The sequence below is a fragment of the Mycolicibacterium sp. MU0050 genome (assembly GCF_963378085.1).
Classification (GTDB): domain Bacteria; phylum Actinomycetota; class Actinomycetes; order Mycobacteriales; family Mycobacteriaceae; genus Mycobacterium; species Mycobacterium wendilense.
Genome location: NZ_OY726395.1, coordinates 282,638 through 296,175, shown reverse-complemented (window position 1 = coordinate 296,175; position 13,538 = coordinate 282,638). Strand labels below are relative to the sequence as shown.

The following is a 13,538-nucleotide window of genomic DNA, read 5'->3' as shown; positions in this document are numbered from 1 at the left end:
ACGTTGGTTAACATGCAGTTCATGGCAACCACACCGCGCGACGGAAGAACCGTCGGCTGGCCCTCCAGATTGGCCGAGGCCCGGCTCCATTTCGTCACCGGTAAGGGCGGCACCGGCAAATCGACGGTGGCCGCCGCGTTGGCGCTGACGCTGGCTGCCGGCGGCCGCAAGGTGTTGTTGGTGGAAGTCGAAGAGCGCCAAGGGATTGCGCAGCTCTTCGATGTGCCGCCGCTGCCGTATGAGGAGCTCAAGATCGCGACCGCGGAGCGGGGCGGGCAGGTCAACGCGCTCGCCATCGACATCGAGGCCGCGTTCATGGAGTACCTCGACATGTTCTACAACCTGGGGCTGGCCGGCCGCGCCATGAAGCGGATCGGCGCGGTCGAGTTCGCCACCACCATCGCTCCCGGCCTACGTGACGTGCTGCTGACCGGCAAGATCAAGGAGTCGGTGATCCGGCTCGACCGCAACAAGCTGCCGGTTTACGACGCGATCGTGGTGGATGCGCCGCCCACGGGCCGCATCTCCCGGTTCCTGGACGTGACCCGGGCGGTGTCGGACCTGGCCAAGGGCGGCCCGGTGCACTCTCAGGCCGAGGGCGTCGTCCAGTTGCTGCGGTCCGACCAGACGGCCATCCACCTGGTGACGCTGCTGGAGTCGCTGCCCATCCAGGAGACCATCGAGGCCATCGAGGAGCTCGAGGAGATCGGCCTCCCGATCGGCGCGGTCATCGTCAACCGCAACATTCCCGCGTTCCTGCCGGCCGACGATCTCGCCAAGGCCGCCGACGGCGACATCGACGCCGACTCGATCCGCGCGGATCTGGAGCAGATCGGGATCACCATGTCCGACAACGACTTCGCCGGACTCCTCACCGAGACCATCCAGCACGCGACCCGGGTGAAGTCCCGGGCGGAAACCGCCGAACGGCTCGACGAGATCCACGTGCCCCGGCTGGAACTGCCATCCATCAACGACGGCATCGACCTCGGCAGCCTCTACGAGCTGGCCGACGCGCTTGCCCACCAGGGGGTCCGCTGATGAGCACCAAACCTCCGGCGCTCGACATGGCGTCGATCCTGCAGGACACGTCCAACCGCGTCGTGGTGTGTTGCGGCGCCGGCGGCGTGGGCAAGACCACGACGGCCGCGGCCATGGCGCTGCGCGCCGCCGAGTACGGGCGCACCGTGGTGGTGATGACCATCGACCCGGCGCGCCGGCTGGCTCAGGCGCTGGGCATCAAGGACCTCGGCAACACCCCGCAGCGGGTCCCGTTGCCCGAGGAGGTCCCCGGCGAGCTGCACGCGATGATGCTCGACATGCGCCGCACGTTCGACGAGATGGTCATCGAGAACTCGGATCCGGCACGCGCACAAGCGATTTTGGACAACCAGTTCTATCAGACGGTGGCGACCTCGCTGGCCGGCACGCAGGAGTACATGGCGATGGAGAAGCTGGGCCAGCTGTTGGCCCAGGATCGCTGGGATCTGGTCGTGGTGGACACCCCGCCGTCGCGCAACGCGCTGGACTTCTTGGATGCGCCCAAGCGGCTCGGCAGCTTCATGGACGGACGGTTGTGGCGGCTGCTGCTGGCCCCGGGCCGCGGCCTGGGCCGGCTGGTCACCGGCGCCGTCGGGCTGGCCATGAAGGCCATGTCGACGGTGCTCGGCTCGCAGATGCTCTCCGACGCGTCGGCGTTTGTGCAGTCGCTGGATTCGACGTTCGGCGGTTTCCGGGAGAAAGCCGACCGCACCTACGAGCTGTTGAAGCGCCGGGGAACCCAGTTCGTCGTCGTCTCCGCCCCCGCACCCGATGCGCTGCGCGAGGCCACGTTCTTCGTCGACCGGCTCTCGGAGGAGAAGATGCCGCTGGCCGGCCTGATCCTCAACCGCACCCATCCGCCGCTGTGCCCGCTGACGGTGGAACGCGCCGTCGACGGCGCCGAGGAGTTGGAGGCCAAGAATCCCGAGTCGCTGGCCGCCGCGGTGCTGCGGGTGCATGCCGACCGCGGGCTGACCGCCAAGCGGGAGGTCCGGTTGTTGTCCCGGTTCACCGGTGCCAACCCGGACGTTCCGATCGTCGGTGTGCCGTCGCTGCCGTTCGACGTGTCCGACCTGGAGGCGCTGCGGGCGATCGCCGATCAGCTCACGGCCTGACCGGCCGTCGATCGACGCGACCGCCAACGCAATCGGCGTCAGTCACCACCCCTCGCGGGGAAGGTAACTGACGCCGTCGGCAGTATTAGCTAACGCTGCGATGCTTGCGCTGGGCGGCGAAGAAGTCGGCCCAGGAGACCACCTCGGGGTGCTGCTTGAGCAGGGCCCGGCGCTGACGTTCGGTCATGCCTCCCCACACCCCGAACTCCACGCGGTTGTCCAGTGCGTCGGCGCCGCACTCCGCGATCACGGGGCAATGCCGACAGATGACGGCGGCCTTGCGCTGCGCCGCCCCGCGGACGAACAGTTCGTCGGGGTCCGCACCCCGACAACGAGCTTTCGCCACCCATGCAATGCGGGCTTCGCCTTCTGCGCCGGGCGGCGGCACATCCATCCGGGGTGTGACCGTCGTACGTACTGCAGACCGAGTAGTTGACACCAGCGATTCCCCTTCGCTCGTCCGCTGACCAGCGGCACTGTCCTCGGGTGTAGACCTGGTTGCGATCTACGCCACACTGCTTCGTGAGGTGTTACCTACGTCGCATTGTCTGTATAAGTTAGGTGGTCAGGTTGCATTTGCGCAACCATTGCGAGCTCCTCTTTTTGGGACGCCCGTGCAGTCCGATCATGAAACGGGGCAGAACCGGACCCCGCGGACGGCGTCCCGGCCGCGCTGCTCGGTATTCGCGCCGCTCACAGGCATCGTTACGCTGTACGCATGCCAGACCGCCCACCGGTTGCAGTCACGGTCATCAAGCTGGCTTGGTGCTGCCTGCTCGCCGCCGTCCTCGCCGCGGCCCTGATGTTCCCGATCGTCGGCGGCGTCGGGTTGATCTCCAACCGCGCCTCCGACGTCGTCGCCAACGGCTCGTCACAACTCGTCGAGGGCGACATCCCGGCGGTCAGCACCATGGTGGATGCCCGCGGCAACGTGATCGCCTGGCTGTACAACCAGCGGCGCTTCGAGGTGCCCGGCGACCAGATCGCCGACACCATGAAGTTGGCAATCGTCTCCATCGAGGACAAACGGTTTGCCGAACACAACGGGGTGGACTGGCAGGGCACCCTGACCGGGCTGTCCGGCTACCTGTCCGGCAACCTCGACACCCGCGGCGGTTCGACCATCGAACAGCAGTACGTCAAGAACTATCAACTGCTGGTGGTCGCCCAGACCGACGCCGAGAAGCGCGCCGCCATCGAGACGACCCCCGCGCGCAAGCTGCGGGAGATCCGGATGGCGTTGACCCTGGACAAGACGCTCACCAAGCCGGAGATCCTGACCCGCTACCTGAACCTGGTGTCGTTCGGTAACGGCGCGCACGGAATCCAGGACGCCGCCCAGACCTATTTCGGCATCGACGCGTCCCAGCTGAACTGGGAGCAGGCCGCGCTGCTGGCCGGTCTGGTGCAGTCCACCACCGGGCTGGACCCCTACACCAACCCCGAGGGCGCGCTGGCCCGCCGCAATGTCGTGCTCGACACCATGATCGACAACCTGCCCCAGCACGCCGAAGAACTGCGGGTGGCCCGCCAGCAGCCGCTCGGGGTGCTGCCGGTGCCCAACGAGCTGCCCCGCGGCTGCATCGCGGCCGGCGACCGCGCGTTCTTCTGCGACTACGTCCAGGAGTATCTGGCCCGCGCCGGGATCAGCAAGGAGCAGGTGGCCAAGGGCGGCTACCTGATCCGCACCACGCTGGATCCCGACATCCAGGCCGCCGTCAAGCAGGGCGTCGACCGGTACGCGCGCCCGGACACCCCCGGCGTCGCCAGCGTGATGAGCGTGATCCGGCCGGGCAAGGAGACGCACCCGGTGCTCGCGATGGCCAGCAACCGGACGTACGGGCTGAACCTCGAGGCCGGGGAGACCATGCACCCGCAGCCGTTCTCGTTGGTGGGCAATGGCGCCGGCTCGGTGTTCAAGATCTTCACGGTCGCCGCGGCGCTGGAGATGGGCATGGGGATCAACATGAACCTCGACGTGCCCGCCCGGTTCGAGGCCAAGGGGCTGGGCAGCGGCGGCGCCCGCGGGTGCCCGAAGGACACCTGGTGCGTCCAGAACGTCAGCAGCTACCGCTCCCCGATGAACGTCACCGACGCGCTCGCCACCTCGCCCAACACCGCGTTTGCCAAGCTCATCTCGCAGGTCGGGGTGCAGCGCACCGTGGACATGGCGGTCAAGCTGGGCCTGCGGTCCTACGCCGAACCCGGCACGGCCCGCGACTACCACCCGGAGAGCACCGAGAGCCTGGCCGACTTCATCAAGCGGCAGAACATCGGCTCCTTCACGCTGGGCCCGTTCGAGGTCAACGCGCTGGAGCTGTCGAACGTGGGAGCCACGCTGGCCTCCGGGGGCACGTGGTGCCCGCCCAACCCGATCGACAAGGTCTTCGACCGCCACGGCAAGGAGATCGCGGTGACCACCGCGACCTGCGAGCAGGTGGTCCCCGAGGGCCTCGCCAACACGCTGGCCAACGCCATGAGCGAGGACGACCGCGGCGCCGGCACCGCGGCCGGGGCCGCCGGTTCGGTGGGCTGGGACCTGCCGATGTCCGGCAAGACCGGAACCACCGAGGCCAACCGGTCCTCGGGGTTCCTGGGCTTCACCAACCAGCTGGCCGCCGCGAACTACATCTACGACGACTCCAATGCACCCAGCGAGCTGTGCTCGTATCCACTGCGGCAGTGCGGCTCGGGCAACCTGTACGGCGGTAACGAACCCGCGGCCACCTGGTTCGCCACCATGAAGCCGATCGCCACCAACTTCGGCGAAGTCGTGATGCCGCCGACGGACCCGCGCTACGTCGACGGCGGGCCCAACTCGCGGGTGCCCAGCGTGGCCGGCCTCAAGGAGGACAGCGCCCGCCAGCGACTCACCGAGGCCGGGTTCCAGGTCGCAGAGCAGGCGTCGTCGGTCAACAGCAGTTCGTCCTACGGCACCGTCGTCGGCACCTCGCCGAGCGGGCAGACCATTCCGGGGTCGATCGTCACGATTCTGGTCAGTAACGGGGTCGCCCCGGCGCCGCCGCCGCGGCCGGCCGGCCCGCCGGGTCTGCCGCCGCCACCGCCGCTGGGCCAGACCGTGGTGGAGATTCCGGGCCTGCCGCCGATCACGGTGCCGGTGCTGGTGCCGCCTCCGCCTCCGTAACCCGGCGCCGGGCAGTATCCTGCCAACATGTCCGCCGTTCTCCCCGTTCTGAAACGCACCGCCGCGGTGACAGTCGGTACCGCCGTCGCCGGGATCGGCTATGCGTCGCTCATCGAGCGCAACGCGTTCGTCGTGCGCGAGGCGACGTTGCCGGTGCTGTCGCCCGGTTCGTCGCCGTTGCGGGTGCTGCACCTATCCGACCTGCACATGCGGCCGGCGCAGCGGCGCAAGCAGGCGTGGCTGCGCGACCTGGCGCGCTGGGAACCGGACCTGGTGGTCAACACGGGCGACAACCTGTCGCACCCCAAGGCGGTTCCCGCCGTCGTGCAGGCCCTCGGCGACCTGCTGTCGGTGCCCGGGCTGTTCGTGTTCGGCAGCAACGATTACTTCGGTCCCACCCTGAAGAACCCGGCGAAGTACCTGACCGACCGGGGGCACCGGGTGCACGGCAATCCGCTGCCCTGGCAGGACCTGCGCGCGGCGTTCACCGAGCGGGGCTGGCTGGACATGACGCACACTCGTCGCGAACTCGAGGTCGCCGGCGTCACCATCGCGGCCGCCGGCGTGGATGACCCGCACATCGACCGGGACCGCTACACCGCGATCGCCGGCCCGGCCAACGCCGCGGCCAACCTGCGCCTCGGGGTGGTGCACGCGCCGTACACCCGGGTGCTGGATCGCTTCGCCGCCGACGGCTACCAGCTGGTGATGGCCGGCCACACCCACGGCGGGCAGCTGTGCATGCCGTTCAAGGGTGCGCTGGTGACCAACTGCGACCTCGACACGTCCCGCGCCAAGGGGGTGTCCAAGTGGGGCGCCCACATGGCGTTGCACGTCTCAGCGGGCCTCGGGACGTCGCCGTTCGCGCCGGTGCGGTTCTGCTGCCGGCCGGAGGCCTCCCTGCTGACGTTGATCGCCGCGCCCACCGGGGGCAGCGACTCCAGCCGCAACCTCGACCAATCGCAGCCCACCGCCGTCGCGCTCTGACGCGGTGAATTCGGTCTGCGACCGCAGCCCCCAGCGGGCGTGGGTGGACCATGCGATCAGCCTGATCGAGGCCGACGCGCGACGCAGCGCCGACACCCATCTGCTGCGGTATCCGCTGCCGTCGGCCTGGTGCGACGCCCACGACGTGCAGCTGTACCTCAAGGACGAGAGCACCCACATCACCGGCAGCCTCAAGCACCGGTTGGCCCGCTCGCTGTTCCTCTACGGGTTGTGCAACGGGTGGATCGGACCGGACACGACGCTCGTCGAGGCGTCGTCGGGTTCCACCGCCGTCTCCGAGGCGTATTTCGCTGCGCTGGTGGGACTTCCGTTCATCGCCGTGATGCCGGAATCCACCAGCGCCTCGAAGATCGCCCTGATCGAGGCGCAGGGCGGCCGGTGTCATTTCGTGGCCAACGCCGCGGAGGTCTACGCCGAGGCGGAGCGGCTGGCCGCCGAGACCGGCGGGCACTACCTCGATCAGTTCACCCATGCCGAGCGCGCCACCGACTGGCGCGGCAACAACAACATCGCCGAGTCGATCTATTCGCAGATGAGCGCGGAACCGCACCCGGTGCCGTCCTGGATCGTCGTGGGCGCGGGCACCGGCGGGACCAGCGCCACCATCGGTCGCTACATCCGTTACCGGCGCCACCACACCCGGCTGTGCGTCGTGGACCCGGAGAACTCGGCGTTCTTCCCGTCCTACGAGCAGGGCCGCGAGGTGGTGACCGGTGAGTCCTCCCGCATCGAGGGCATCGGCCGGCCGCGGGTGGAGCCGTCGTTCCTACCGGAGGTGGTCGACCGGATGGTCCTGGTGCCCGACGCGGCGTCGGTGGCGGCGGCCCGACACGTCAGCGCGGTGCTGGGACGACGGGTGGGACCGTCGACGGGAACCAACATCTGGGGCGCGTTCGGTCTCCTGGCCGACATGGTGGCCCGGGGACAGCGCGGATCGGTGGTCACGTTGCTCGCCGACAGCGGGGACCGCTACGCGGACACCTACTTCTGCGACGAGTGGGTCACCAACATGGGGCTGGACCTGTCCGGGCCGACGGCGCGGTTGGCGGACTTCGAGCGATCCTGCACCGAATGGTGATCCTCGGCGCCGTCGGATTCGTCGGCGGTGAACAGCAGCCACAGCACCGCCAGCACCAAAAACCCGCCGTAGAGGGCAGCACCCAATGCGGTCATAGACGGCCTCCTCGTGTGGATCCCAGCCTGGCAGCAGTACGAGGGGTACAACCGCACTGACACGCGGATTTCATCCCGGGCCCGATTCGGGGGACTCGTTTGGCTTCCCGGCACCGTGGTGCGATACGCTGTCGTGGCTTCACGCGGGGTGTGGCGCAGCTTGGTAGCGTGCTTCGTTCGGGACGAAGAGGTCGTGGGTTCGAATCCCGCCACCCCGACAGAGTGAGAATGGCCCTGACCAGGGATAACCCGGTCGGGGCCTTCTTGCGTTACAGGGCCGGTTCGTCTTCCGTCCGCAGTGCGTCCGCAGTAGTTTTCGCCAGGGCCTCGACAGCGGCATCGAAAGCGTCCGCTACAGCCTCCAGATCGTCCGGGAAGAGGTCGGCGTAGGTGTCCAGCGTCAGGGCCGCGCTCTTGTGCCCGAGCATCGTCTGTACGGCCTTCACGTTGGCGCCGGCACTGATCGCCAAGCTGGCCGCCGTATGCCGAAGGTCGTGAAGCGTGGGCCGAGGCCAGTCCGTCGTCGGATCCCCGTCGTCGTCGAGGCCGCGGAGCTTGTCCACCGCCGGATTGAATACGCGGGTGCGGAACGTGGCGATGCGCAGCACTCCGCCGGCCGGAGCGGAGAACACCAGATCCTCACGGGCCTTGCCCTCCATGCGCGCAGCCAGCTCCGCAACGAGGAACCGAGGGAACGGCACCGAGCGGCGCTCGTGGTTCTTCGGTGTGGACCAGGTGAGCTTGCCGACGACCTCGGTGACCGACTCTCTGACGTTGACGCGTCGGCGCAGCATGTCGAAGTCCTGCACCTTCAATGCTGCCATCTCCCCGTACCGCAGGCCGGTGTAGGCGAGGAACTTGACCACCAGGCCGTCACGGGCCATCGACCCGGCCAATTCGGCGACCTGCTGGTGCGTCAGGTAGGCCCGCTTGGAGTGTTTCCGCCTGGGTGCTTTCACCGTGTCGCACGGATTGCGCGGGATGCGGCGGTCCTCGACGGCCAGCGCGAGAATCATCCGCAGCACGCCGAGCGCGTTCTCTATAGTCGGGGCTTCTGAACCCGCCTCGGTCATCTCGTTGACCCAGGCGCGCACCGTCGAGGTTTGCACGTCTGCGACGGCGACGCCTTGCCACCGTTCCTCAACGTGAACGGCCCATGCCGACGCCCTGGCCGCTTTGGTCGAATCTTTCACGTGGGCTTGGGTCTTGAGCCATTGCGCGTGCATGTCGCCCACCGTCACAGCACCGGCACCGGGGGCTACGTAGGTGCCGGTGACGATGGTTGAGGTGACGTCTTCCAGCCAGTTCGTGGCGTCAGCTTTGCGCGCGAATCCCTTGGCTACTTCGCGGCCTTCAGCGTCGACATACCTTGCGCGCCAACGTTTTCCCCTGCCGTGGTTGGCGCTCTCCACCAGTGTGCCGAGTTTCCCGTGGCCCTTGTCGGTACAGGGCGTTCCTACGCCGAGTCGGTGCCAGCGGTCCTCGACACCCGCACGACGATTACGCGTCTGAGCCATCGGCGGCCCCTTCGTCGTAGGTATGGACGCTCTGAATCGCCTCTTCCTCGGCCGCCTCGACCAGTCGGCCCAGATCTTCAGCCGCGACGATCTTGAGCCACGTCCTCGACTGTGGCGAAAGTTCTTCCAGCACGGTCGGGTTGCGAAGGATGGCTTCCATCCGTACATGTGCCCAAGTCCACTCTCGGACGGCCCGCTCCACCTCATTCGATGCTCGCGCCAAACTCTGAGCGGCACTCATTGCCCGGACCGCACCCAGCGGGAGTGCCTTGTCATCCAGGAGATCTGCTGGCTTGATCTTTAGAGCCCCTGCGGCGGCGACAAGCTCGTCGACTCCGATTGGGCGTTTCCCTCCTTCGAGCCTGGTTATTGTCAACGGCCGGATCTCTCGCCCCAGCCTCACGGTCATCTCGGCAGCCAACTCAGCTTGCGTGAGGCCCATTTCTGCCCTGACTGCTGCAACGCGCTCGCCGACTTGCCGAGTGATCGGATTCTCCACAAGAACATCGTGAATGGTGCTTGACGTGAAGGCAAGCTCATGAGACTGTTTCTTCTGTTGGTGCACATTGCGTCAACTTCACTACAGGAAGGTATGCAGGTGGACGACCCAATCATCGATACGGACACCGTGTCGGGCATGACCGGCGTTCCGAAGGGGACTTTGCGCTACTGGCGTCACAACAACGAGGGTCCGGCGAGCTGGACCTTGGGCAGGCGGGTGGTCTACCGCCGATCTGAGGTCGAGCGGTGGATTGCTGAACAGGAGCAGACCACCAAGCGCGGCGGCGCCGCCTGATGCGGGAGTACCCCGCCCACGAAGACCTGGGCCTGTGGCCCGAGGGAGACCGGACCGAAGACCTTCGGCCCGGAAAGGAAAGTGCCCCCGGCGTGGCTGCCACCACGTCCGAGGGCGATCAGAACCGCTCAACCACCAAGTAGAGAAAGGCTCTCCAATGACTGTACCCACAACCACCCAGTGCCGGCACTGCACGGTGCCCACCGAGGGCGCCGACACCTGTAGCTTCTGCGCCTCGTATGCGCCGCCCGAGACAGTTGCCCAGCGACTCGATGTCGCGGTCAACCGGATCGACCTGCTGCGCACGGACATCAACGAGGTGTTGCGGCAGCTGCCCGCCGAGGCGCCGCTGTTCGCCGTGACCGACGTTGTGGTCGCGCTGAACCACCTGCGGCGGGCCTCCGACGCGCTGGACAAGGCCAGCACCGCGCTTGAAGTCGACCAGGCGGTGACCCGATGAGCAACTTTCATTCGGTCTGGTGCCACCAGCGTGACTTCGACGAGGCGCACGACTGCGAGATTCCGTACTGCTACCGGCCCATTCACACCGTCAAACTGCTCGCCCTCGACGGGCAGAAGTTCCCTCCAGGCATATCGGTATACGCCACCAGTGCGGCGCACCCGAGTGCGTTGACGTCGGGTGAGCGCGCACCGGATGACCACCTGTACGACGGGGTCGAGTTGGTCACCGAGCACCACGTGGACGGCGAATGGGTCGAACAGAAGCTGCGGTTGACCTCCGACGCTGCTCGGTCGCTGGCCGCGGCGCTGGTCCGGGCCGCAGACATCCAGCAGGGACTCACGCGGTGACCACCACGACGGAGGGAGCCGGCCCCACGCGGGCCGGCGTCCCCGCCGATCTGGAAACCATGCTGGAGCACGGCTTCTCGGTGGGACCGCTCGACGGGAAGATCCCACTCACCAAGCACGGTGTGCAGGACTTCACCCGCGACCCGGACGTGATCGCCGCCTGGGCCAAACGCCATCCGGGCTGCAACTGGGGCTGTACCCAAACTGGCGTCGTCGCGCTCGACGTCGACCCGAGAAACGGCGGCACCGTTTCCGCCCTGAGCCTCGGACCCGAACACGCGACTCTGACGAGCAGGACGGGTGGGGGCGGGTGGCACTTCTTTTACCGTCACACCGGCCCGGTGCGCGGCAAGATCCCCAGCTTGCCCGGTATCGACGTAAAGGTCGGCGGCAAGGGCTACTTGGTCGCACCCGGTTCGATTCACCCGGTCACCGGCAAGCCCTACCGGCTGCACCGCGACGGGCCTATCGCAGATCTGCCCGAACACCTGCTGGCACTGATCGCGCAACCCACCTTCGCGGCACCCACCGGGCCGGCCCCAGCTTCTGGTGACCGGTGGGACGGCCTGATCCAGACCGTCGCCGAGGCCCAGGAAGGCAACCGCAACGGCACCCTCTTCTGGGCCGCAGCACGGGCCGCAGCAGATTCCGCACCGGCCGCGGTCTACTCCGCTCTCGCGGCCGCCGCCCACCAGATCGGCCTCGACACCACCGAAATCCAACGAACCATTGCGTCCGCTCGACGAAAGGCGGCATCTTGACCGACGACGAATTCTGGTCGGCCACCGACCAGCTCAACCTGATTCACCAATGGGCACGCGCCCGGTACGTAGCCCCATGGGCGCTGCTGCTAGCCGTCCTACTGCGGGTAATCGTCTCCACCAGTCACCGTGTGATGTTGCCCGGGCCGCCGGCCCCAGCGTCGCTGAACATGGCCATTGTGCTCATCGGTCGGTCAGGCGCCGGCAAAGGCGTCACTGACAAGCTGGCGCGCATCGTCTGGCCCGCCCCCGACATTCATGAGGAAGCACTCGGTTCCGGACAGGGCGTCCATGAACTGTTCAAGGAGACGAAGAACCCCGAGGACCGGATCACCCGCGCACTCATCACGCTGTCGGAAATCGACCACTTCACCGCGTTGAACGCAGGCCAGGGTAACAACACCCGGGCCACCATCAAGGCGGCACTGACTGGTGATCGGTTGGGCAGCAAGGGCGCTTCCTCGGCAACGACTCGATCCGTGCCGGCCGACTCCTACCGGCTGTGCCTGTCCATCAGCGCGCAGTACGGCCACACGGCCGTCCTGCTCGACGACGTAAGTGGTGGAACACCGCAGCGCATGGTGTGGGGGTCCGTCACCGATCCCTCCATCCCAGATACGCCCGGCCCTGAGCCAGACCACGTCCTGGACACGAAGCTGCCGGAGTGGGCGCTGGCGGACAGGCAGGTATTGATCCAGTACGGCACTCCGGACATCGCCCAGTACGTCGCGGCAGGACTGCTGGCCAACCAGCGCGGCCAACTCGACGCCCTCGACGGTCACCGGACGCTGACTCGGCTGAAGGTCGCCGCCGCCCTCGCGGTAATGGACCACCGTTCGGTCATCTCCGAGCTGGATTGGCAGCTATCCGAGGTCATCATGGCCAAGTCCGACGCCACCCGCCAAGCCGTCATCGACTACGACCGCCAGGCCGCACGAGCAAAGGTCCGAGAGCGGGCTGTAGCTCGCGCGGCCGGTGAGGACTTTTACGACGCCAGCCGCCTGGAAACCGTCAAACGCTCAATCCTACGAATGCTTGAACGCGACGGAGAGCAAGCCGGTGGCGATCTTCGCCGCCGCCTCGGCAAGCGGGAGAAACGAGAGCTTTTCGACCAAGCTATCGCTTTGCTGGAAGGCGATGGACTGGTGGCAATGCGCCCGGGCGAGCACAACAGTGTGCGATACCGGATCGGGTCACCCGTGACCAACCGGGTCACCCCTGAAACACCCAGTTCAGCAGGGGTGACCTCGGAGGTCACCCGTGACCACCCCGCCACGGTCACTGATCTGGATACCCGCAGGTCACACGAAACCGGGCAGTCGAAAGAGTCATGCACGAAGTGGCTGGCCCGTTTCGTAGACGACCTCAAATCTGCCGGCGACACCACCACCACCTCGTTTGCTGTGCAGGAGGCAGGGAAGGCCGCCGGCTACTCCCAGGCATCGATCTCCAACGCCATCGCCACCACCGGACTGCTCACGATGATCGACCGCTCCGGCAGCACACGAACCTACGCGATCACCGGCACCAGCCAGACCGGCTACGTCTCGGCAACCCAGTGGGTTCACAACTACGTCGACAAGCTCCCAGCAAATACCGAAGTCGTCGACCAAGACCACTTCTACTGCGCCGCGACCGCCGCCGGAATTGACCGTGACACCGCCCGCAAAACCCTGGTGCGCTCCGGCCGGATCGAGTCGGCGCCCGCGCACGGCGAGGCCCGCAACGAACGGGTCTGGAACATCATCCGAACCGAGGAGACAGCATGAGCTACTTCACCCCACAAGACCTGTTCGACGCCCTGGCCCTGGCGCCAGAGCTCCCCGACGCCGCCTGCGTCGGCCTATGGGAAGCGTTCGACCCCGCCCCTCCCGGCGAAACCCCCGAGGACACCGAATACCGCTATCAGACAGCGCAGCACGTGTGCCGCACCTGTCCAGCGTTGGCCAGCTGCGCCGAATGGGTGGACTCACTGCCGAAGTCCAAACGCCCACGCGGAGTCGTCGCCGGCCAAATCAACACCCCGAAGCCAATCGGGCGACCCGCCAGAAAAGCCGGCTGAATGGCCACCCGCCGCCCCTCCTACCGGCGATGCCGCCAATGCCGCACACGCCGCACCCACGCCCGCAGCGGCATCTGCCTCGCCTGCCGCAACGAGCACCCCGAAGTCCG

At 67.3% G+C, this 13,538-nt stretch carries 14 protein-coding genes and 1 tRNA gene; 12 read left to right on the top strand and 3 right to left on the bottom strand.

Features of this window, described 5'->3' with window-relative positions; translation table 11 throughout:
* Nucleotides 1-12: 12 nt before the first annotated feature.
* Both bagA and bagB read left to right on the top strand, forming a co-directional pair.
* A complete protein-coding gene (gene bagA, locus R2K23_RS01460) occupies nt 13-1,041 on the top strand; it encodes an ATPase BagA (RefSeq protein WP_396892831.1) in 1,029 nt (342 codons plus the stop codon).
* Complete coding sequence (gene bagB, locus R2K23_RS01455) at nt 1,041-2,156, top strand: ATPase BagB (RefSeq protein WP_316513797.1); 1,116 nt, start codon at nt 1,041-1,043, stop codon at nt 2,154-2,156. The genes bagA and bagB overlap by 1 nt, the downstream gene beginning before the upstream one ends.
* A gap of 85 nt (nt 2,157-2,241) precedes the next feature.
* Here bagB and R2K23_RS01450 read toward each other — a convergent pair whose 3' ends face one another.
* Nucleotides 2,242-2,595 (bottom strand): WhiB family transcriptional regulator, encoded by a 354-nt coding sequence (locus R2K23_RS01450; RefSeq protein ID WP_396892829.1) that lies wholly within the window; start codon nt 2,593-2,595, stop codon nt 2,242-2,244.
* A 279-nt stretch (nt 2,596-2,874) separates the two neighbouring features.
* Here R2K23_RS01450 and ponA2 point away from each other — a divergent pair, with 279 nt between their 5' ends.
* From ponA2 to R2K23_RS01430, 4 genes are all read left to right on the top strand, one after another.
* The gene (gene ponA2 / locus R2K23_RS01445; protein ID WP_316513795.1) at nt 2,875-5,301 is read left to right on the top strand and encodes a transglycosylase/D,D-transpeptidase PonA2; all 2,427 of its coding nucleotides are present in this window, start codon (nt 2,875-2,877) and stop codon (nt 5,299-5,301) included.
* A gap of 27 nt (nt 5,302-5,328) precedes the next feature.
* On the top strand, nt 5,329-6,288 hold the full coding sequence (locus R2K23_RS01440) for a metallophosphoesterase (RefSeq protein ID WP_316513794.1): 960 nt from the start codon (nt 5,329-5,331) through the stop codon (nt 6,286-6,288).
* A gap of 4 nt (nt 6,289-6,292) precedes the next feature.
* On the top strand, nt 6,293-7,387 hold the full coding sequence (gene cds1, locus R2K23_RS01435) for an L-cysteine desulfhydrase Cds1 (protein ID WP_316513793.1): 1,095 nt from the start codon (nt 6,293-6,295) through the stop codon (nt 7,385-7,387).
* 239 nt (nt 7,388-7,626) lie between these two features.
* Nucleotides 7,627-7,700: transfer RNA gene (locus R2K23_RS01430), tRNA-Pro, on the top strand.
* Between the two features lie 51 nt (nt 7,701-7,751).
* On the opposite strand, the gene R2K23_RS01425 is transcribed toward R2K23_RS01430, so the two are convergent.
* Nucleotides 7,752-8,999: a tyrosine-type recombinase/integrase gene (locus tag R2K23_RS01425; protein ID WP_316513792.1), complete on the bottom strand. Its 1,248-nt coding sequence runs from the start codon at nt 8,997-8,999 to the stop codon at nt 7,752-7,754.
* The gene (locus R2K23_RS01420) at nt 8,983-9,564 is read right to left on the bottom strand and encodes a helix-turn-helix domain-containing protein (protein WP_316513790.1); all 582 of its coding nucleotides are present in this window, start codon (nt 9,562-9,564) and stop codon (nt 8,983-8,985) included. Before R2K23_RS01420 ends, R2K23_RS01425 begins: the two co-directional genes overlap by 17 nt.
* Nucleotides 9,565-9,636: 72 nt before the next feature.
* Here R2K23_RS01420 and R2K23_RS01415 point away from each other — a divergent pair, with 72 nt between their 5' ends.
* The 6 genes from R2K23_RS01415 to R2K23_RS01390 all read left to right on the top strand — a co-directional run bounded on the left by R2K23_RS01415 (nt 9,637) and on the right by R2K23_RS01390 (nt 13,428).
* Nucleotides 9,637-9,795 (top strand): helix-turn-helix transcriptional regulator, encoded by a 159-nt coding sequence (locus R2K23_RS01415; protein ID WP_465270713.1) that lies wholly within the window; start codon nt 9,637-9,639, stop codon nt 9,793-9,795.
* Between the two features lie 157 nt (nt 9,796-9,952).
* A complete protein-coding gene (locus R2K23_RS01410; protein WP_316513788.1) occupies nt 9,953-10,255 on the top strand; it encodes a hypothetical protein in 303 nt (100 codons plus the stop codon).
* Nucleotides 10,252-10,605, top strand: a complete 354-nt coding sequence (locus R2K23_RS01405) for a hypothetical protein (RefSeq protein WP_316513787.1) — start codon at nt 10,252-10,254, stop codon at nt 10,603-10,605. The genes R2K23_RS01410 and R2K23_RS01405 overlap by 4 nt, the downstream gene beginning before the upstream one ends.
* On the top strand, nt 10,602-11,366 hold the full coding sequence (locus R2K23_RS01400) for a bifunctional DNA primase/polymerase (protein ID WP_316513786.1): 765 nt from the start codon (nt 10,602-10,604) through the stop codon (nt 11,364-11,366). The genes R2K23_RS01405 and R2K23_RS01400 overlap by 4 nt, the downstream gene beginning before the upstream one ends.
* Nucleotides 11,363-13,135, top strand: a complete 1,773-nt coding sequence (locus R2K23_RS01395; protein ID WP_316513785.1) for a hypothetical protein — start codon at nt 11,363-11,365, stop codon at nt 13,133-13,135. Before R2K23_RS01400 ends, R2K23_RS01395 begins: the two co-directional genes overlap by 4 nt.
* The gene (locus R2K23_RS01390; RefSeq protein WP_316513784.1) at nt 13,132-13,428 is read left to right on the top strand and encodes a hypothetical protein; all 297 of its coding nucleotides are present in this window, start codon (nt 13,132-13,134) and stop codon (nt 13,426-13,428) included. The genes R2K23_RS01395 and R2K23_RS01390 overlap by 4 nt, the downstream gene beginning before the upstream one ends.
* Nucleotides 13,429-13,538: the final 110 nt, after the last annotated feature.